The organism is Vibrio fortis, assembly GCF_024347475.1.
GTDB lineage: Bacteria > Pseudomonadota > Gammaproteobacteria > Enterobacterales > Vibrionaceae > Vibrio > Vibrio fortis.
Window position 1 is genome coordinate 2,282,025 of sequence record NZ_AP025487.1, and the last position, 20,176, is coordinate 2,302,200.

Annotated in this window: 13 protein-coding genes and 1 tRNA gene; 2 read left to right on the top strand and 12 right to left on the bottom strand. The window is 45.8% G+C overall.

The features are described from left to right. Positions 1 to 113: 113 nt before the first annotated feature. From OCV50_RS09885 to fabB, 4 genes are all read right to left on the bottom strand, one after another. Positions 114 to 5,375 (bottom strand): FimV/HubP family polar landmark protein, encoded by a 5,262-nt coding sequence (locus OCV50_RS09885; RefSeq protein ID WP_261902928.1) that lies wholly within the window; start codon positions 5,373 to 5,375, stop codon positions 114 to 116. 209 nt (positions 5,376 to 5,584) lie between these two features. Then, complete coding sequence (locus OCV50_RS09890) at positions 5,585 to 6,598, bottom strand: aspartate-semialdehyde dehydrogenase (protein ID WP_032551900.1); 1,014 nt, start codon at positions 6,596 to 6,598, stop codon at positions 5,585 to 5,587. A 12-nt stretch (positions 6,599 to 6,610) separates the two neighbouring features. Next, a complete protein-coding gene (locus OCV50_RS09895) occupies positions 6,611 to 7,744 on the bottom strand; it encodes a 4-phosphoerythronate dehydrogenase (RefSeq protein ID WP_261902929.1) in 1,134 nt (377 codons plus the stop codon). A gap of 334 nt (positions 7,745 to 8,078) precedes the next feature. Further along, positions 8,079 to 9,290 carry a beta-ketoacyl-ACP synthase I gene (gene fabB / locus OCV50_RS09900; protein WP_032551898.1) on the bottom strand — a complete coding sequence of 404 codons (1,212 nt, stop codon included), beginning with the start codon at positions 9,288 to 9,290 and terminating at the stop codon, positions 8,079 to 8,081. Between the two features lie 56 nt (positions 9,291 to 9,346). On the opposite strand from fabB, the gene mnmC reads away from it, so the two are divergent. Then, the gene (mnmC, locus tag OCV50_RS09905; protein WP_261902930.1) at positions 9,347 to 11,497 is read left to right on the top strand and encodes a bifunctional tRNA (5-methylaminomethyl-2-thiouridine)(34)-methyltransferase MnmD/FAD-dependent 5-carboxymethylaminomethyl-2-thiouridine(34) oxidoreductase MnmC; all 2,151 of its coding nucleotides are present in this window, start codon (positions 9,347 to 9,349) and stop codon (positions 11,495 to 11,497) included. 114 nt (positions 11,498 to 11,611) lie between these two features. On the opposite strand, the gene OCV50_RS09910 is transcribed toward mnmC, so the two are convergent. The 3 genes from OCV50_RS09910 to OCV50_RS09920 form a co-directional block, all read right to left on the bottom strand. Continuing rightward, a complete protein-coding gene (locus OCV50_RS09910; RefSeq protein WP_261902931.1) occupies positions 11,612 to 12,133 on the bottom strand; it encodes an NADPH-dependent FMN reductase in 522 nt (173 codons plus the stop codon). 166 nt (positions 12,134 to 12,299) lie between these two features. Beyond that, positions 12,300 to 12,563: a YfcL family protein gene (locus tag OCV50_RS09915; protein ID WP_261902932.1), complete on the bottom strand. Its 264-nt coding sequence runs from the start codon at positions 12,561 to 12,563 to the stop codon at positions 12,300 to 12,302. Positions 12,564 to 12,572: 9 nt separating this feature from the next. Beyond that, the gene (locus OCV50_RS09920) at positions 12,573 to 13,103 is read right to left on the bottom strand and encodes an elongation factor P hydroxylase (protein WP_261902933.1); all 531 of its coding nucleotides are present in this window, start codon (positions 13,101 to 13,103) and stop codon (positions 12,573 to 12,575) included. A 298-nt stretch (positions 13,104 to 13,401) separates the two neighbouring features. On the opposite strand from OCV50_RS09920, the gene OCV50_RS09925 reads away from it, so the two are divergent. Beyond that, positions 13,402 to 14,025, top strand: coding sequence for a trimeric intracellular cation channel family protein (locus tag OCV50_RS09925; RefSeq protein WP_261902934.1), 624 nt, complete (start codon positions 13,402 to 13,404; stop codon positions 14,023 to 14,025). Positions 14,026 to 14,119: 94 nt separating this feature from the next. On the opposite strand, the gene aroC is transcribed toward OCV50_RS09925, so the two are convergent. The 5 genes from aroC to OCV50_RS09950 form a co-directional block, all read right to left on the bottom strand. After that, the gene (gene aroC / locus OCV50_RS09930; RefSeq protein ID WP_032551893.1) at positions 14,120 to 15,205 is read right to left on the bottom strand and encodes a chorismate synthase; all 1,086 of its coding nucleotides are present in this window, start codon (positions 15,203 to 15,205) and stop codon (positions 14,120 to 14,122) included. A gap of 203 nt (positions 15,206 to 15,408) precedes the next feature. Then, a complete protein-coding gene (locus tag OCV50_RS09935) occupies positions 15,409 to 17,619 on the bottom strand; it encodes a putative Ig domain-containing protein (RefSeq protein ID WP_261902935.1) in 2,211 nt (736 codons plus the stop codon). A 179-nt stretch (positions 17,620 to 17,798) separates the two neighbouring features. Then, positions 17,799 to 18,392, bottom strand: a complete 594-nt coding sequence (locus tag OCV50_RS09940) for an ECF-type sigma factor (protein ID WP_261902936.1) — start codon at positions 18,390 to 18,392, stop codon at positions 17,799 to 17,801. A 6-nt stretch (positions 18,393 to 18,398) separates the two neighbouring features. Next, positions 18,399 to 19,814 carry a serine/threonine protein kinase gene (locus OCV50_RS09945; protein ID WP_261902937.1) on the bottom strand — a complete coding sequence of 472 codons (1,416 nt, stop codon included), beginning with the start codon at positions 19,812 to 19,814 and terminating at the stop codon, positions 18,399 to 18,401. Between the two features lie 227 nt (positions 19,815 to 20,041). Next, positions 20,042 to 20,116, bottom strand: a tRNA-OTHER gene (locus OCV50_RS09950). Positions 20,117 to 20,176 lie beyond the last annotated feature (60 nt).

Genomic DNA, 20,176 nt, shown 5'->3' on the forward strand with positions numbered 1-20,176 from the left:
GGAAAACTGTCTATAAAACCGAAACTCTCGATAAAGATGAAACAATCGATAGAGGAGAAGTTATAGATAAAAAAAGAGAGCCCTGTATCTGGCTCTCTTTCGATTTCTTTGGCTTAGCGCCCGTTCAACGTATCAATTAGGTTCTTAGCTTCTCGACGGATTTCATCGGAACCATCGACAATGGCCTCTTCTAATAACTTAATTGCACCTTGAGGATCACTCATCTCAATGTAGATCTTAGCAAGGTCCAGCTTACCTGCGGCCTCAGCGTTACTATCGACATCATAATTACCGATATCGCCAATCACATCAGGGAACTCGTTCAAACCAACATCCAGCTTAAGCTCTTCCTCATCAGGATTCACCATCTCACCATCTTCTTGCTCAACTTGAGCCATCAATTCATCAATCGTCATGAACTGCTGCTCTTTTTCAGCTGTAGCTTCAAGTAACTGGTCTTGCGCCCCCCAGTTCTCTTGTTTAATTTGAGGCTCTGGTTGATGCTTCGCTGATTCCCAGATCTCTTGTTGATCATCTGGTACATCGTGAGACAAGTTCGATTGCTGCTCAGGCTCTAAACTGAATCCCTTCCAATCTTCACCACCCACTTCCAGCATGGCATCGATATCGAGGCCTGCACTATCAATGGCCGTGTTGTCCATTGGTCGATCGAACATCGAGTCAACCGAATCTTGAACATCTTCAGACAACAGCTCTGCCAATGCTGACTCATCGAACTCATCAAAGCCTTCTAGTGGTTCATCTTGGACGCTTTGTGATGATGGTACTTCTGCTTCAGGCTGATGTGGGGTGATCTCATCGTCTGCAAAGCTATTGGTACCAGAGAAAAGGTCATGCAGTGCATCTTGCTCTTCTGCTTGCGCGCCGTAAGTATTCAGTGGTTCACCAATTTCAGAGAACGCATCGCTGAGTGCTTCATCCTCTCCATATTCCGGTAGCTTGCTCTCGTCAAGTTCAGCTCCCGGTTCAAGAGGGACTGGTTCAGACTGCTGCAGTTCGACGTCATCTAGCACAGCATCTGCTTTTGCGCTCTCTTCATCGTACTCTGGCAGTTCACTCTCTTCGAGCTCTAGCGCAGTTTCATCAATGATGAGGTCTTGCTCCAGTTGAACATCATCCTCGCCACTTACAAGCTCGGCTAAAGCATCGTCTTCATCAAATTCTGGTAACTCTAGATCGTCGAACGAGAACTCTTCTTCCGCTGCTTGCTCTTGCGCAGGAGACTCGTCAGCAGGAGCTTCTGATTCTAGCTTCGGTTCATCTTGAACAGCATCTAGCGCATCATCTTCGTCAAATTCTGGCAACTCAAGATCGTCGAACGAGAACTCTTCTTCAACGGCTTGTTCTTGTTCCGCAAGCTCTTGAGTCGGTGCTTCTGGTTCTAGTTGCGGTTCATCTTGAACAGAATCTAGCGCATCATCTTCGCTAAACTCAGGCAACTCTAGATCGTCAAACGAGAACTCTTCTTCAACCGCTTCTTGCGCTGGAGATTCTTGAACTGGTGCTTCTGTTTCCAATTGCGGTTCATCTTGAACAGCATCTAGCGCATCATCTTCGCTAAACTCTGGCAACTCTAGATCGTCAAACGAGAACTCTTCCTCAACGGCTTCTTGCGCTGGAGATTCTTGAACAGGTGCTTCTGTCTCCAATTGCGGTTCATCTTGAACAGCATCTAGCGCATCATCTTCGTCAAACTCAGGCAACTCTAGATCGTCAAACGAGAACTCTTCTTCCGCTTCTTGTTCTTGCTCCGCAAGCTCTTGAGCCGGTGCTTCTGTTTCCAATTGCGGTTCATCTTGAACAGAATCTAGCGCATCCTCTTCTCCAAACTCAGGCAACTCTAGATCATCAAACGAGAACTCTTCTTCCGCTGCTTGTTCTTGCTCCACAAGCTCTTGAGTCGGTGCTTCTGGTTCTAGCTGCGGCTCTTCTTGAGCCGGTAACTCAGCAACTGGCGCGTCATCAACCTGTGGCTCTTCTGCCTTTGGTTCAGTATTCGCATCATCTTCGAACAGCCAATCGTCATCTTCCGGAACACCAAACTCATTTGGAATGATCTCTGGCATATTCGCCGCTCGAACTGGCTCTGGCTCTGGCTCTGGCTCTGGCTCTGGCTCTGGCTCTGGCTCTGGCTCTGGCTCTGGCTCTGGCTCTGGCTCTGGCTCTGGCTCTGGCTCTGGCTCTGGCAAGGAATCTTCCATGTCGAGCTGAGGTTCGCTAGCTTCAATCTTAGGTGCAAAATCGAAATCCGCACCCATCTCTTGCGGTGACTCAACATCGTCGATTGCCGCAGAGAGCCAATCATCTTCAAGCTCGCTAGAATCTTCTACAAGTTGCTCTTCTGTAAGTGGCTGTGAGGACGCTGGCTCGACATCCGTAGCTAACACGTCTTCCAGATCATTTTGAGTCGGCTTAACTTCTGGCTCTGGTTGAGACAGTAATGATTCTATGCTTTCTTCCAAACCTTCAGATGACGTAAACTCGTCAAGCGCTTCTATTTCAGGCTCTTGCTCTTCTAAAGCAGGTTCTGAGCCTTCAACTGATGCGATATCTTGCTCTACGTTATCAGCGTGCTGAGGAGCGACCACATCTTCATCAGCCGCTGTCTCTTCATTAGCGATTTCGGTCTCTAATGGCGAGTTTAAATCTGAGTCTTCGGATGCTAAAGCTTCATCTTGTTGGGCATGTTCATCAAACAACGCGTCTGCTTGAGGCGCAATATCGAACATGTCATCAATAAAATCGTCGCGGTTGAAGTCTTTGTTTTCTGGTTCAACTGGAGTCGCAGGCTCATCTTGAACCTCTACATCGTCAACCAAGCTTTCCGCTGCTAGATCTTCAACGTCAAGCTCTTCTTCAATTTCAAGCTCTGCTTCGACTTCTTGCTGAATCTCTTCTTTCGGTTCAGATGCTTCTGCTGTTTCAAATGGGTCAAGCTTATCTAAGCTCGCCTCTGAAGTCGCAGGCACCTCTTCAAGCGCTGCGGAAAGCGATTGTTCGAAACTAGGCTCTTCAGGCTGCGCGTCTTGTTCTGGCTCGAGATCATCAATACCATTGGTAAGAAGATCATCGAATGGGTCAATTGATGCAGACTCTTCTTCTTGCTCTTCCAGTGCTGAATCTGAGAGTTCATTACCTAGAAGCTCATCTAGAGTTTCATCATCTTCAAGTGAAAGCGGAGTGTCTTCGTCATCTAAGAAATCGTCTAATAGATCTGTGCTGCTTTCATCTAACTTAAAGTCATCTTCTTCGCTTTCATCAGATAAACCTGACAGCTCTTCAAGCTCAGCAAGCGGATCAAGGTCTAGATGTTCTTGTTCGCCACTCTCGTCCTCATCTCCCAGCATTTCATCGAGAAGATCGGTTGAATTACTAAGGTCAACATCGTCACCATCAAGCAACTCATCGAGTAGATCTGTGCTGTCGTTCGACGCTAACTCTGGGTCGTTAGATAATAGATCATCACCAATCAGCTCTTCCCCTTCAGGAATTGGCTGATCGAACTGAGATAGGATGTTTTCAATATCATCATCAGATGCAAGCTCACTTGAGAACTGAGACGTTAAGTCTTCTTGATCATCAAGATTGAACTCGTTGTCAGAACTCGCTGGCGACGGCTCAGCAACTTGAGCGAAAATATCGTCAATATCATCGTTACTTGCAGGCTCAGCTGGCGATTGTTGCTCTGAAATCAAAGCATCAATATCGAATTCGTCACCCAACTCCGGCATTTCATTAGAAGTTGGAGACTCTTCCACTGACGGCTGCTGCTCTGAAATCAGCGCATCAATGTCAAAGTCATCACTCACACCCGGTGTCGTTGAATTATCATCTTCCGACATTAAGGTATCGAGGTCGAAACTGTCATCATCATCGTCGCTCGATGCAAACAGGTCGTCCAACATCGATTGATCTAACTCATTAGAGCCAAGGTCTTCCGTTTGAACATCTTGAGACAACAGCGCTTCTATATCATCAGCTGACATTGGGTTGTCATCTGAAAGGTCAAAATCACCTTCATCTGAATCAAGCGCACTCTCAACGGTTTCATCAAGTGCACGCTCCATCTCTTCTAGACCAAGCGCTTTTTCTTCGCCGTTAACACTGATACCGTTATTGCTATCAAGATCGATATCATCGAAGTTACCATCCAGGTCGCCGTCGTCACCGATACTAGCAAACGGATCGTCATCTTCACCATCAAGGTTGAAGTCCAGATCAGCATCGTCTAATCCAGCAAAGACATCATCTTGATCGCTGCTACCTTCATCATCAAACAGCTTCTCAGTGTCATCATCGGCACCAAACAGCTCATCATCTAGAGAAAGCTCTGTATCAAGGTCTGCCATTTCTTCATCAAGAGGCATAGGAACAACGTTACTCTGTTCAGGTAAGTTATTGGTTTCTTGCGCGACTTGTTGAGGTTCATCTTGCTTAGACTTTCTGCCTAACAACAGAACGATGATCAAACCGATTAGAAGACCCGGAATAATGGCCATCGCAGCAACAAGCCAACCGTTAGATAGCAGTTGGTCCATGGTGCTCGGCGCCATTTTTTCAATTTCAGCGTTCTTCTTACGCTCTTCTTCAAGCAGTTTTTCTACTTCATTACGAATGCGGTCTTCATCGCTCAGCTCTGTTTTGAGCACTTCAACTTCAGACTGAACATTGGACAGCATCAGGCGTAGCTGATGGTTTTTCTCTTCAAGAGACAACAGCTCAGACTCTGACATCTCAAGCTGTTTTTCGAGTTGGTTAACTTCGTTTTCCTGTGGCGAAATAGCTGGCTTTGATGGCGCGACAGGTTTCGTTTGCGCTTCTACCTTCGGCTTAGCAATTTCAGCTTTTTCGACCGGAGCAGGTTTTGGTGTTGCTGGTTTGGCTATTTCTGGTTTCGTAGGAGCGACAGGCTGACTAGATGGTGCATTCAGCTTGACCTGATGCGAGTCCATAATTCGAATCGCTTGCTGTGTTGAACTAGCACGAGCCTGCTCTAAAGATGGCACTCGTAGATAGCTCGATGGCACTAAACTGTGGATGTTTTGATTTTCAAATGCCTGAGGGTTTAATTGGTAGATCGCCAAAAGCGTTTGCTGCACTGAAACTGAGTTATCAGGGCGTAGTCGAGACGCAATAGACCACAAGGTTTCATTACCATTGGTTGGTCCATAAAATCGAGAAGGCTCACTCGCTTGATTGAGTGATTGAGCGCGAACCGGCTCTGAGAATGTTGGCGAGGATTTTATCTGTCCATCGGGACCAACCACTCGAATAGTATCTGCACGAACTACGGAAATCTGAGTCGCAATGACAAACGCTAAAGGCATCCACCACTGCTTGAAAATTTGAAACATAAAAGGCTCAGTTAGGTGCTTAAATTCGGAAAAATAACGATCTACTAAATATATCGGATAACAGGAGCAAAACTATAGGAATGAAAACAAAAAATGTGTTGCGACGACAATATTCGCAGCAATTTCACACAATTTATGAATATGTATTTTTGATTGATTAAAAAAGCCCCACTAATGAGTGAGGCTTCAATAAACAGTGAGGGCGTCGATTAGAAGTAATCGCGAATCAATACTTCACCGATTTGCACTGCGTTCGTTGCTGCGCCTTTACGAACGTTATCAGCAACAACCCACATATTCACACCACTGTGGTGGCTGATATCACCGCGGATACGACCAACCATTACATGGTCTTTACCGCCAGCATCACGAACCTGAGTTGGGAACTCAGCACCGTGGAATACTTCAACACCTTCTGTATTCTCTAGCAGTTGAACCACATGCTCTGCGCCGATTGGTGAGCGTGTTTCAATGTGAAGAGATTCCGCGTGACCGTAGAATACGGGTACGCGAACACATGTTGGGTTCACTGTGATTGAAGAGTCAGCGAAGATTTTTTGAGTTTCCCAAACCATCTTCATCTCTTCACGGGTATAGCCGTTTTCAGTGAACTCATCGATCTGTGGAATACAGTTGAATGCGATCTGTTGAGGGAACGCCGAGTTCTCTGCTGGCATGCCGTTTAGTAGTTTCGCGGTTTGACCTGCAAGCTCATCGATACCTGGCTTGCCTGCACCAGAAACCGATTGGTAAGTAGAAACGTTAATACGCTCTAGGCCTACTTCGTCGTGGATCGGCTTCAACGCGACAACCATTTGGATAGTTGAGCAGTTAGGGTTCGCAATGATGTTACGGTTGCGGAACTCTGCGATCGCTTCTGGGTTCACTTCCGGCACTACTAGAGGAACATCGTACTCGTAACGGAACTTAGAGGTGTTGTCGATTACAACAACGCCTTCGTCCGCTGCAATCGGAGCCCACTTCTCAGATAGATCACCACCAGCAGAGAAAAATGCGATATGTACTTGAGACCAATCAAAGTCTTCCACATTCTGCACTTTTACCGTTTTACCATTGAAACGGTAGGTTTTGCCTTCACTACGTTCACTTGCTAGTAAGTGCAGTTCACCGACAGGGAATTTACGCTCTTCAAGTACTTCGATAATGGTTTCGCCAACCGCACCCGTCGCACCTAAAACAGCAATATTAAATTCTTGGCTCATTGTTTCTCTCTTTTATAAAGTTGGCTTTACCATAAAACCGAGTTTCGCTAACGGTGCTAAATTGCAAGATTCGTCACCCGTTAGTTCGACTGCACTGTACTCTCTGCGGTCCCAATATTCTTTACGCATACGGTCAAAAGAGCCCGGCGTAGCGATATTGCGACGGAATAAGGCGTCGTCTTTGCGCACATCATAGATCAACTGAGTTAAATTGTGCAGTGTTGCTTCGTCCCATGCTCTATCTAATTTCATCTGCGGCACTGGTGCGGTCGGTAATAGGTCACTCGCATACGCTCGCTCTTCTCGTCCCAAGAACTCGCAATAGCTGTTAAAAATCATAGTGGTACCACGCGCTTTACCCTCTAAACCATAGCCAGCAACATGTGGTGTCGCGAAGGCAAGCAGTGGCAGTAATTCCATGTCCACTTCTGGTTCAAATTCAAACACATCCAGTACCGCTGTGAAGCCATCCGCTTTCTGTAAGCGAGCTTTCAGAGCTTGGTTATCCACCACTGGGCCGCGAGCCGCATTAATCAGAATTTGATCAGCACGGAAGTTGTTCAGTACCGTTTCATTGATCAAGTGGTGTGTTGGGTAATCGCCCGTTTTAGTGATTGGCGTGTGGGTAGTGATAATGTCTGCTTGTTCAAGCAGAGTCTCAAGCTCAGTGAACTCACGTGTGTCACCTTCTCGTTGCTTAAGTGGATCGTTCAAAAGCACCTTAATGCCGATACCTTCTAAGCAGCTTGCTAGGTAGCTGCCTACTTGACCACAACCGATAATGCCGACTGTTTTGTCGAATACTGAAAAGCCTTGTTGCTGAGCCAGCACCATCATTGCGCTAAACACGTACTCAGCCACACCAACTTTGTTACAGCCCGGCGCTGCGGTGAAGAAAATCCCACGCTCTTTCATCAGGTCTTGATCAACATGGTCCATACCTGCGGTTGCGGTACCTACGAATTTCAACTTGTTCGCTTTGCTGATCAGCGACTCATTTACTTTAGTCACTGAGCGAATCATTAGAGCATCAACATCGACAAGATCGTCAGCTGTTAATGTTCGACCAGATTTTAAGATCACTTCACCTAGCTGACTAAAAAGATCTTCAGCATAAGGCATATTTTCATCGATTAAGATTTTCATTACGCGGGTACTTTAGTTACGGTCCATCGACCTAAAATGAGGATTGAAATGATTGTGCAAAATTAGACAGCAGCTGTCGAGGGTAAATAGACAAACGACCTTAGCTCACCGCGATTAAGGCGCTATAAAAAGAAAAATGCCCGATTGAATAAACAATCGGGCAAATACCCAGAACAAAAGGATCCTGTCTCGCTCTCCAGGAGACAGAGTCTGCGTCTGTTCGATCAGTGACTAACCAAAGCCAGTACTGATCAAGCTCTGGAAACCTATAAATCTAAAAATCTATACGCCTGTCGTCAGACTTATTCTGTTTATTGGTGATGAAAGTAAAGACTTAGTCTTGGTACTTTTTGATCACTAGTGTTGCGTTAGTACCGCCGAAGCCGAAGCTGTTCGACATTACTGTTGTTAACTCTTGCTCGCGAGCTTCAGTTACGATGTCTAGACCTGCAGCTGCTTCGTCTAGGTTTGCAACGTTGATGCTTGGTGCAATGAAACCATTGTCTAGCATTAGCGTTGAGTAAATCGCTTCGTGTACACCAGCAGCACCTAGAGCGTGACCTGTCATCGCCTTAGTTGCAGAGATAGCTGGGCTGTTGCCGCCAAAGACTTCTTGGATAGCGCCAAGTTCTTTAACGTCACCTACTGGCGTTGATGTACCGTGAGTGTTCACGTAGTCAACACCTTCAACGTTTTGCATCGCCATCTTCATACAGCGAACTGCGCCTTCACCAGACGGTGCTACCATGTCGTAGCCGTCAGATGTTGCACCGTAGCCTACGATTTCACCGTAGATTTTCGCGCCACGTGCTTTAGCGTGCTCAAGCTCTTCGATAACTAGCATGCCGCCGCCACCAGAGATAACGAAGCCGTCACGGTCTGCATCGTATGTACGAGATGCTTGTTCTGGAGTGTCGTTGTACTTAGTAGATAGTGCGCCCATTGCGTCGAACATCATAGTCAGAGACCAATCTAGTTCTTCACCGCCACCAGCGAATACTACGTCTTGTTTACCCAGTTGGATAAGTTCCATTGCGTGACCAATACAGTGTGCAGAAGTCGCACATGCAGAGCTCATTGAGTAGTTCACACCACGGATTTTGAAAGGAGTCGCTAGACAAGCAGAAACCGTTGACGCCATTGTACGTGGAACCATGTATGGACCAACACGCTTAACGCCTTTTTCACGCAGGATATCAACCGCGTTTACTTGGTTTAGAGATGAAGCACCACCAGAACCTGCAACAATACCTGTGCGGTCGTTTGATACTTGCTCTTCTGTCAGGCCAGAGTCTGCGATTGCTTGCTCCATTGAAAGGTATGCAAATGCCGCTGCATCACCCATAAAGCGCATTTTTTTGCGATCAATATGGTCAGCTGGGTTCATTTTTAGGTTACCCCAAACTTGAGAGCGAAGGCCTTGTTCCTTGAATTGCTCTGAAGCGGTGATACCTGACTTACCCGCTTTTAATGATGCTAAAACTTCTTCGACGTTGTTACCGATACTTGAAACAATACCCATACCGGTGATTACGACTCGTTTCATGTGACATTCCTATAATTCAAAATTCAGCTAGATAATAACTAAGAAGGCCAACAAAAGTGGTCAGCTTTCCTAGAAATTCGTACAATCCATCCCAACATATCGCTTCAAATCACAAAATGATAGGTTTTATGACTTCAATTACTAATGCAGAACTGGATTGGAACGAGTCTGGTACGCCAGTTTCCGACCAATTCGACGACGTTTACTTCTCAAACGTGAACGGTTTAGAAGAGACTCGTTACGTGTTCTTAAAACAAAACCACCTTCCTGAGCGCTGGCTAGAACACGAACAACGCCGCTTTGTAATTGCAGAAACGGGCTTCGGAACAGGCCTGAACTTCCTTGCTGTCTGGCAGTGGTTTGATGCGTTTCTAAAAGATAACCCACAAGCTGTGACCAAAGAGTTACATTTCATCAGTTTTGAGAAGTATCCATTAAATAAAGACGATCTCATCAAAGCGCATGAAGCTTGGCCAGAGCTTGCAGAGTATGCTACTCAACTTCAACAGCACTACCCGATTGCACTGCCCGAGTGTCACCGTATTGTGTTAGGTGATGGCAAAATCACGCTCGATTTATGGTTTGGTGATATCAAAGACTGTATGCCACTTGTCCCTACCCCAGAGCAAGGGCTGGTTGATGCTTGGTTCCTTGACGGTTTCGCACCAAGCAAGAACCCAGAAATGTGGAACCAGAACCTTTTCAACGGCATGGCTAAACTGGCTAAGCAAGATTGTAGCTGCGCGACCTTTACTGCTGCGGGCTTTGTTCGCCGCGGTCTGATTGAAGCTGGCTTTGAGATGAAAAAGGTCAAAGGCTTTGGAACTAAACGTGAAATGATCGCAGGCCGTCTCAATGAAAAGCAAGGTCACTCCAATATCAAGCCTTGGTTTGGTTTAGCGCCTCATAGTGAAACGGAAGATATTGCTATCATTGGTGGTGGTGTGGCGAGCGCGGCATTGGCCAAAACGCTTACCCGTCGCCATAAACAAGTGTCGCTCTACTGTGAACATGAGCAACCGGCAGAAAATGCCTCTGGTAATAACCAAGGTGCGATCTATCCCCTGCTAAGTGAAACCCGCTCAAACGTATCGCGTGTGTTTGGTCCAGGTTTACTTTATGCCCGCCAATTCATTGAACAAGCGTCTCAATCGGTCGAGTTTGATCACGACTGGTGCGGTGTAAATATTCTAATGTGGGATGAAGGCTCGACCAAAAAGCTCAACCGTATGCTTGAAGGCAACTTCCATACGGATTTGATTCAGCGCCTGTCTCCAGAGCAAGCGAACAAAAAGATAGGTTTACCTGTCGACAAAGAGAGCGTCTATTTCCCTCTTGGTGGCTGGCTAAGCCCGCGTCAACTGACTCAAGGCTTGGTTTCTCAACTTGAGGCGAGTGGTTTGTTGCAAGCCCACTACCAACATCAAGTGACTAATCTAGAATGGATTGATGCTGACCAGAAATGGAAGCTCACCATCGACACTCCACAGGGCGAAATCACTAAACTACATAGCCAAGTAGTGGTCGCAAACGGACATAAGTTTACTCAGTTCGAACAAACCGCTCCGGTGCCCCTAACTCCGGTGAAAGGCCAAGTAAGTCATATTCCTACGACTGAGAATCTGAGTAAGCTTAAAACAGTGCTGTGCTTTGATGGCTACATGACACCTCAAAACCCAAACAATGGTCACCACTGTATTGGCGCAAACTACGATAAGTCCAATATCGACCAAGAGTTTGATGCAGAGGTTCAAAAGCACAATGGCGAGCGCTTGCATGGTTCGTTACCCGACCAAGCATGGACTCAAGATGTCGACACAACTGGCAATCTATCACGCCAAGGCATCCGCAGTGTTAGCCGTGATCACCTGCCATTTGTGGGTAATGTCGGCGACTTCGGAGCGATTAAAGCTCAGTATCAGGATCTGCATAACTTTAACCCGCAGCGAGATGAACTCAGCAGCGTTGAAACCGTCGCAAGCTACCCTAACCTCTACTGCTTTATTGGCTTGGGTTCTCGTGGATTAAGCTCTGCGCCACTGCTCGCTGAGGTGTTAGCATCGCAGATTTGTGGCGATCCACTGCCACTGCCTGTTGATGTATTGGAAGCGATTCACCCTAGCCGTATGTGGGTAAGAAGATTGCGTAAAGGCAAAGCGTTGACCGCTGGTTGGGTCGCGGACAAACAAGCAGAGCGTAACCAATAATCTCAAGCAATTGTCTTGCGAATTAGGCAAAGACTCTCGTTACTAGACCGCACACATAAAAAAGCCCAAGCTTTCAATCAAGCTTGGGCTTTTTCGTTTATTACAAGGAACGACTTACAGCTTAGCGACCGCATCTTTAATTTGATTTGCGATCTCTTCGTTGCTGATAGAGCCCGTCTCGAAATCGAAATTGTCGTAAAAGCTTGGTACGGACACCGACGCTTTGACATTGCCACCGAAATAAGGCGCTGAACCTGTTGCCGCGCCAAGTACATTTTGCGCACCGCCCGGGCCTGGAGATGTCGCTAAGTACACCGCTGGTTTCTCGCCATACACAGAGCGCTCGATTCTTGTCGCCCAATCAAATAGATTCTTAAATGCTGCAGGGTGATGGCCGTTGTGCTCAGCGAAAGAGATAACATAAGCGTCGGCTTCTGCTAGGTCACGCAAAAATGCTTGTGCGCCTTCCGCTTGGCCAATCTCTTTTTCAGTATCTTCACTGAACATTGGAACTTGGTAATCGCTAATATCTAAGATTTTCACTTCGGCTCCTTCAATCAAGTTAGCCGCGTAAGTTGCTAGAGCTTTATTGATAGAAGTAGAGCTGGTGCTTGCGCCAAATGCGATAACTTTCATGATGATGTCCTTTCGTTTATCTCGGTAAGTGGTTATAGATTAACCTAAGCACGAAATGGAACAATCACAAGATTTGTACAGACTCATTCAAATTTTTCGAACAAGCGAGAAAGGACGAACGGCGCGCCACGAGGAGATTTAAATCAGCGCGCCATTTATGAAGAAATTAAGCGAGGTTTTGTAGTTCAACCCATAGGTCGTTAACAATAGTACGGTCTGCTGGAGTCAGTTCTGCGCGAGCGTCTTCTAGGCTCTTCTCGATACGAACTTTTACTTCAGCAACATCTTCGATGCCTTCTTCTTCACACGCAGCCACAGACAGTGAAATATGACCACGCAGATAGCCACCCGCAAACAGCTCATCATCAGAGGCATTCTCAATACGAGCATCAATTACTTCAAGTAGCTTTTCTTCAAATTCGATAATCATAGTTTTCTCTTATTTCACAATAAATTGGTTCGCCGTCAATGGAGCAATGTTATAGAAATCTCGCAACGCTTCTGACAGCATTTTCACGCGAGGCGGTAAACCCACTTCTAAAATACCCATGACTTCGCTGTGCACCTTTTGCATAAAGGCCAAACGATCCGGCTCAAAATCGCCGTGTAGATTGTCACAGCTAACATTAAAAGGAAAGCCCGCGCTCAATGCCAAGATCCATTCGTATGCTTGAGGTCGAATTTCTACCTTCTCAAACTCCGCTTGTACAGCTTCAGTACGACCATCAGGCTCATACCAATAACCAAAGTCTTCCAATAGGCGACGCTCTGGGCCAGCCACACACCAGTGGGCAATCTCATGCAGCGCTGACGCATAAAACCCACGCGCAAAGATAATGCGATGGTGAGCAATTTGCTCATCGGCTGGAAGGTAAATCGGCTCATCTTCACCCAACTCTAGCTTGGTATTGAAGCTCTCATAAAAAGTCTGGTTAAAGATGTTGATGATATCTGGGTATTGATGCGTCATAAGATAAAAAATAAGTAAGAACAACGAGGGCATTTTGCGTTTTTTTGACTACTTGGTAAAGCCCTATTCCGCGCAATGTCATTATGACAATCATCTCTGAAGGCCATGATAATCGATTGCCCACTCCAGATTAACCTACCTTAGGTTGTATGATTAGTTTAGCTAATCTGAAACCCTAATTCGCGGTACAAATATTCATTCGTAAAATGTGACTTTTCGCACTAAACTCGCGCTTCTTTTTTATATCGCACGGCTCATAAATCACGATTTTATAGACCGAAATTATAGAGTTACAGCAATGCTACTAAGTGTTTTATATATCATTGGTATCACGGCAGAAGCCATGACCGGCGCACTCAGCGCAGGTAAACAAAAAATGGATTGGTTTGGTGTAATGTTGGTTGCAAGCGCAACCGCAATTGGTGGTGGCACCGTTCGAGATATCTTACTCGGTCACTACCCGCTGGGTTGGGTTGAAAACCCTCAGTTTCTGGCCATTACGTGCATTGCGGGCGTCGTTACTACTGGTCTAGCAAAGTGGGTTATTAAGCTCAAAGGCTTGTTTATCCGCTTAGATGCACTTGGCTTGATTGTATTTAGTATTATCGGTACTAAAGTGGCGATGAACATGGGTCTGCACCCAATGATCTGTATGGTGTCGGCACTCGTTACAGGTGTCTTTGGTGGCCTGCTGCGTGACCTTATTTGTCGCCAAACGCCGCTCGTGCTGCATGAAGAGCTTTATGCTTCTATTGCACTGATTGCTTCAGGTCTCTACCTCGCATTACTAGAGTTTGGCATTAACGATGTCACTGCAACTATTACGACCCTAATTGTAGGTTACCTGTTGCGAATGGCAGCGGTGCGCTTTAAGTGGCGTCTGCCGTCATTCCACTTAGACCCTGAAAGCTCTGTGCACTAATTAGCGCATATTAACCAGATACCAAAAAGGGTTGCTCCACTAGGAAGCAACCCTTTTTTAATCAACGTCTTTTAGGACGAGATACACTCAATCGTTAGATTTGAGGCGTATTTGTCGTCACGCCGTGGTTTTGTCCACGATGACGTAATAAGTGATCCAGCAGAACAATCGCTAGCATCGCTTCTGCAATTGGCACAGCGCGAATACCAACACATGGATCATGACGACCTTTGGTAATCAGCTGTGTAGGCTCGCCATCTTTAGTGATGGTGTCGCCTGGTACTGTGATACTTGAAGTAGGCTTAAGCGCGATGCTTGCTACGATATCTTGACCCGTTGAGATACCACCCAAGATGCCACCAGCATGGTTACTTGTGAACCCTTCAGGCGTTAGTGGATCACGGTGTTCGCTACCCTTTTGATTAACCACGTCAAAACCATCGCCAATCTCGACACCTTTAACCGCATTAATGCTCATTAGTGCGTGTGCGATATCCGCATCTAGACGATCAAAAATTGGCTCACCAAGACCAACTGGAACTTGCTTCGCAACAACTTGGATCTTCGCACCTATCGAGTTGCCTTCTTTCAACAGATCACGAATCATCTGGTCGAACTCTGGCACTTTGTCTGCATCAGGGCAGAAGAATGCATTGTTCTCAATCTCGTTCCAATCAACTTTCTCGATAGCGATATCGCCCATCTGTGAAAGGTATGCTTGAATCTCGACACCGAACTCTTGCTTTAGGTATTTCTTCGCAATCGCACCCGCTGCTACACGCATTGCTGTTTCACGAGCTGAAGAGCGACCACCACCTCGGTAATCACGTACACCATATTTCTGATGGTATGTGTAATCTGCGTGACCCGGACGGAATTTGTCTTTAATTTCTGAATAGTCTTTAGAGCGTTGGTCTGTATTTTCAATCAGTAGACCAATAGATGTACCCGTAGTTTGACCTTCAAAAACGCCGGATAAGATCTTCACTGCATCTGCTTCACGACGAGCTGTTGTATAGCGAGAAGTACCCGGACGACGACGGTCCAGATCTTTCTGCAGATCTTCTTCGGTAATTTGTAATCCTGGTGGGCACCCGTCTACGATACATCCTAGTGCGATACCGTGACTCTCTCCGAATGTAGTCACTCGAAAGTGTTGTCCGATACTGTTTCCTGCCATTGCTTCCTCTGAATTAGCAGCTAGTGAGGCGGTTTGAATAAGTAAACCTTCTTCCTAGCGGCTTTACTTGTCTATTCTTCGTGGATTCATAGTGGCTTTATTACTAAATGATGTAAACCCCCAATAGGGAACAATTGTCAGTTTATCGAAAAATAAAAAAGGAAGCCTATCGCTAGGCTTCCTTTCATGCATATCAATAATGATTACTGTTTGATACCTTCCCAAGTCATGTTGAACTTGATCTCTTCTAAGTGCTCAAGCTCCTCGAACTTCATAATACCGATGAAGCTGTATACCTCACCAACATCCAGTTCTTCATAGATATCGAAATCGATGCCGGCATAATTAAAGCCTTCGTTATCAATATTGTCGTAGCACTCGAAGCCACCACCCCAACCATTTGAGTGTGATTGGAATGGCTTACCGTCTATATCGTAACCACTAATGAAGAATGTCTCGTAAAACTCTCCAATATCGTCACACGTAATATCCTGCTCTGGAATACTGAAGAACAAGTTCGCATCGTACCTACCTTGATCTTGAGGATGAGGTAGCCCCATCGACATGAAAACATTCCCTAGCTCATATTGACCTTCTTGCGCACCAGGAAGATACATAGCAAATTTAATCTCATCCTCATCTTCCATGTCTGAATCTAACGTGATGCGAGCTTCAACATCGCTCTTATTCACATACCAAGCCAACCGTTGGTGCTCTTCTTCATCATCCATGAATGACATCAACACCATTTTAGCGCCTTGTCCTAAATCATCAGCATCTTGAGCAATTTTCAACTGAACCGTTTCAGACATGATGCCATCTTCTTCATCTTCCCAGCTCATACTCCATTCAATAACATCATCTTTCACGATGTAAGAACTTGATGTTTCCAGCTGATCAGCTTCTCCACAAGATTGTAGATTATCCAAGCTGCGTTGATTGAAGTAGACTTTGCCATCACTAAAGCGCACCGAGTCACACCAAACACGTGTTGCTTCATTCACACCACTGTCGCTTCCATCATCTGAGCCCCACTCTAGGAAGTGCCATGTGTGGTTTTCTAATGGGTGGCCATCCACTGGCGGTAGTGGAGCTTCTTCAATAATCGGGAAGCTCAACGTTGCCGAAATCCAATCACTGTTAACGCCATCGTTAACTGAGACAGTCAGAGTTTCAGCACCTGCCGCCGCTGGACGTGGGATAAGACCGGTAAAACTCACCGTACCCTCATCGTTCACTAAGGCATTAAAACCATTGCGTGCTGCAACTGACAGGGTCGTTTCGACTTTGTATTCTAAGTCATCACCATCTTTATCAGTGAACAACGCACTTACATCTAATGTATCCATCAGCGACTCGCCTTCTGTCAGCATCCATGTATTCATGGTCGACTGCAGGTTTGCAAGCTCACCCTCATCAACAACAGGAGGCTGGTTGTCCGTTAACACGGTAACTTCAAACGTCAGTGGGTATGAACGAGCATCATGAGTATCGGTCGCAAAGATATGGTAAACAAAGCTACCTGCATTTTCTGGCTCACCAGTGATCAAGCCCGTTACCGAATCGATAGACAGACCATTATTGCCGTCACCATCCACGACAACCATCGTGAAGGTCATGTCATCACCTTCAGCATCTTTGAATTTGTCGTTCACATTGTTTGGACGCCATGCTTCGCCCAGAGTCAATTCAACGGGTTCAGTGGTGCCGACAACTTTTGGTCGGGTGTTTGGCGTCACGATGATATCGCCACCACCCGGTGGAATATCGATGATCGGTGAGTAGTCTTCAAGCGTTTGGTCATCGGCATCAATGATCTCTTGTGTTGCCTCCGCCATCGCCTGTGTCAATTTAAGCTTAGTTTCGATGTCTTGGTCGGAATGGTCCACCAACACTTCGCCGATCAGGTTAAGTGCTTCAGCTTGCTCTGTAGTATCAGCAATGTAGTCGCCAAAAATAAGTGCTTGTGACACTTCCAAGCCACCATCACCAGTGATAGCAGCAACCACTTGTTCTTCAGCGTCAGCTACCGTTAACTCAGAGTCTTCTGCCAGAAGCTTGTTCACCATGTTAGTCATTGGGTTGATGATTGTGCCACTGCCCGCATTCACCAAAGTGAAGTCGTGCTGAACTAGACCGCGGTTGCTATCTACCGTTTGACCAGCAACTGCATCGACACAAACAACAGCGTTTCGATACTCTAAGCTCAGATTTGCCTGACCTTTATTGTCCGTTTTACCCTGAGACAGATCACACACACCATCTTGAGTACTGTCCACCGAAACATTGGCATTCGCTAAGTAGCCATCAATTGCGGTAATTGAAAATGTTGTTGGATTGCTTGAATCACTGTCTGAGCCACACCCGACGAGAGCCACTGCAATTGACGCTGCCAGTAAACCTTGCTTTTTCATTGATATTCCCTTTGTAAGCCTTTTATTGTTTGAGCCATAACTGAATGCTGAGAATCAGTGGCATCAAGTTGGCGTTATTTTTAGGGAGATCACTCACCACAAACAAGACACAGGGAACAGCAAAAAATACGTAAATTTTTTTATGAATTTATTAAGAAAATTAGACACTTCACAACTAATCACGCAGCGAGTCTATTGTGAAGCCAACTCCTAGCGAATTTAAGATCCTTTTCCACTAAGCTAGAACTACACTCCAAGAGCTGACAGATTTCGGTATGTCTAAGTCCAATGTAATACTTGAGCTTTAACACGTTAGACTGGCGTGGGTAGTGGTTGGTAAATTCAATCAAAGACTGCTCTAACGCAATCCTACGGTCTAAAGGTAGACCTTCAATCGACAAAGCCTGTTCTAGGACAAGAGACTGGTCAGGTTGACGCTTGTCGGCCTGTGCCGCCCAAGCTTGGTTGATCAGTATGTGCTGCATCGCTTTGGCGGCCATTAGATAGAAGTCTCGAGTTTTTTCGATGGCTCCTTTATCCAATGCTGCCACCTTCAAATAAGATTCGTGAATTAGAGCTGTGGTGTTGGTTGACTCTTTGTCTCTATGTAAGCTTGCACCGGACTTTTGGAGACGCTGCTGAGCCAACCCTTTTAGCCTATGATAGGCAAAACGAAATATCTGCTCTTCAGATACCTTACAGCCAACCTGCCACTTTGAAATCAACTCGGTAAGGTGCTCGCCATCGCTGTTGGTATTTTTAGTTCTTACCATTTCTTATTACCCCACAGATTCATTTGAAGTGACAGCCTCATCAAGCGGGTGATTCTCATCATTTACGACGCCTCCTTCGGGCAGACCAAGTATCGGGGCAATTGGGGCAAGTTCAACCTCATCCACAGCAATGCTACTCAACACGTGAATTGAAGGCGTAAATTCACTCCGCCGTTCTGCTAAAAAGGAGCGCGATTGAGGGCCCAGCAGCAGCCTGCGTTGATTTTCTCGGTTCTCAATCACCGATTCCCAATCCGTTAAACGGTTGTTTAGAGGATAGACACTGGTCGTGACATCATTGAGCACGGTATCTAGATTCTGCTTTTGACGATTAAGGTCATAAGTTGCCGTCGACAAAGCCATAGTAATAGCCACCATACTCAACCCCAGAGCCCCGCTGCAAAGGGTAAAAATTGGAGAGCGAATCAGAAACTTTTTTAGTACTTCAACACCAACTCTGGACTCCCGACTTAAAGGAAACAAACATCGAACATTTTCAATATCTTTGGCAAGATCTTTGGCTCTGAAATATCGGCGTTGAGGGTCTGAGTGCGTCGCCACAGCCACGACTTTTTTGATGTCGCCTCTTGGTCGAGCACGAAGAACATCCAAATATAAAATCCGCCCCAAGGCATACACGTCAGTTCGGCTATTTATCGTGTCCTTATTTAACTGCTCAGGACTGGCGTAATTTCGAGTGAGTGCCAACACGCCTTGGGTAGACATTTTAGGGTCACTGTCTTGTACTTTTTGGGCTATATTGAAATCAATGATTTTCGGTGTTCCATCATGGCAAATCAGTATGTTCTCTGGTTTTAGATCGCCATGAATAATCTGATGTTGATGGGCATAATCGACCGCCAAACAAATATCTCTAAAAAGCACTAATTTCTGCTCAAAACTCAGCGAGTAGGCGCTCAAATAGTGATGTAAATTCATTCCGTCGACATACTCCATCACTATGTACACTGCGCCATGATAGGTTCCCGCATCGTAGACTTTAGCAATGTTGGAATGACTGACATTAGCAAGGAGCTGAGCTTCTGAAAACAGAACCTTTTGGCCCAATAGCCCTAAGATCTCTGGATGAAAAAACTTGATGGCGTACTGGTGGTGAAACAGAGAATCGCTGCGAGTCGCGTAGTAAACCGAAGCAAACCCGCCCCGGCCTAACTCATGACCCACTATATAGCGGTCAACAATAAGGCTTTCATAACAGGTGTTTTTTTCAGTCGCGGTCGACAAGTGCGCTTCTAATGCGTCAATCGCAGAGTCGTTATTGGCATGTTTGAGTAGTTCATCAACTCTACCCGCGAGTTTGGGTGAGTTTCGGCGAACATCTGCGAGAATGAGCTCGCGTTCGCTGATGTTCTTATCAATCAATTGATAGAAGAGTTGAGTGCTACTGGGATTAAAGTCCATTTTAAGTGTCAGTTATTATAGCCACTAGTTTTATATCGTAGAACTTTTAACCCTAGCAATTAAGGCGAAATAACTTGATACAGTTTGTAGATTCTTGAAATGAATTCCCTACCGTTCCATCAAGTGGATAAATAACAGAGTGACGAATTGCTAAGGCGTAAATATACTAGAGCCAGAAATGCAAAAAACCCGACAACTCAAAGAGCTATCGGGTTTCTCAAAATAAATGGCACGCCCTGTAGGATTCGAACCTACGACCACATCCTTAGAAGGGACGTGCTCGTTTAACCCCTTAAAAACGCCTTACCATAAATTACCACTTGATCTTTATTTTATATCTTTCTGACTAGAAAAAGAGCATA

What these genes read in the sequence shown, in the direction of transcription:
- OCV50_RS09890 (WP_032551900.1), bottom strand. Translation starts at nt 6,598, where the DNA reads ATGAGCCAAGAATTTAATATTGCTGTTTTAGGTGCGACGGGTGCGGTT.
- OCV50_RS09910 (WP_261902931.1), bottom strand. Translation starts at nt 12,133, where the DNA reads ATGAAAGTTATCGCATTTGGCGCAAGCACCAGCTCTACTTCTATCAAT.
- OCV50_RS09885 (WP_261902928.1), bottom strand. Translation starts at nt 5,375, where the DNA reads ATGTTTCAAATTTTCAAGCAGTGGTGGATGCCTTTAGCGTTTGTCATT.
- OCV50_RS09945 (WP_261902937.1), bottom strand. Translation starts at nt 19,814, where the DNA reads ATGGACTTTAATCCCAGTAGCACTCAACTCTTCTATCAATTGATTGAT.
- OCV50_RS09915 (WP_261902932.1), bottom strand. Translation starts at nt 12,563, where the DNA reads ATGATTATCGAATTTGAAGAAAAGCTACTTGAAGTAATTGATGCTCGT.
- fabB (WP_032551898.1), bottom strand. Translation starts at nt 9,290, where the DNA reads ATGAAACGAGTCGTAATCACCGGTATGGGTATTGTTTCAAGTATCGGT.
- OCV50_RS09895 (WP_261902929.1), bottom strand. Translation starts at nt 7,744, where the DNA reads ATGAAAATCTTAATCGATGAAAATATGCCTTATGCTGAAGATCTTTTT.
- OCV50_RS09940 (WP_261902936.1), bottom strand. Translation starts at nt 18,392, where the DNA reads ATGGTAAGAACTAAAAATACCAACAGCGATGGCGAGCACCTTACCGAG.
- aroC (WP_032551893.1), bottom strand. Translation starts at nt 15,205, where the DNA reads ATGGCAGGAAACAGTATCGGACAACACTTTCGAGTGACTACATTCGGA.
- OCV50_RS09925 (WP_261902934.1), top strand. Translation starts at nt 13,402, where the DNA reads ATGCTACTAAGTGTTTTATATATCATTGGTATCACGGCAGAAGCCATG.
- OCV50_RS09935 (WP_261902935.1), bottom strand. Translation starts at nt 17,619, where the DNA reads ATGAAAAAGCAAGGTTTACTGGCAGCGTCAATTGCAGTGGCTCTCGTC.
- OCV50_RS09920 (WP_261902933.1), bottom strand. Translation starts at nt 13,103, where the DNA reads ATGACGCATCAATACCCAGATATCATCAACATCTTTAACCAGACTTTT.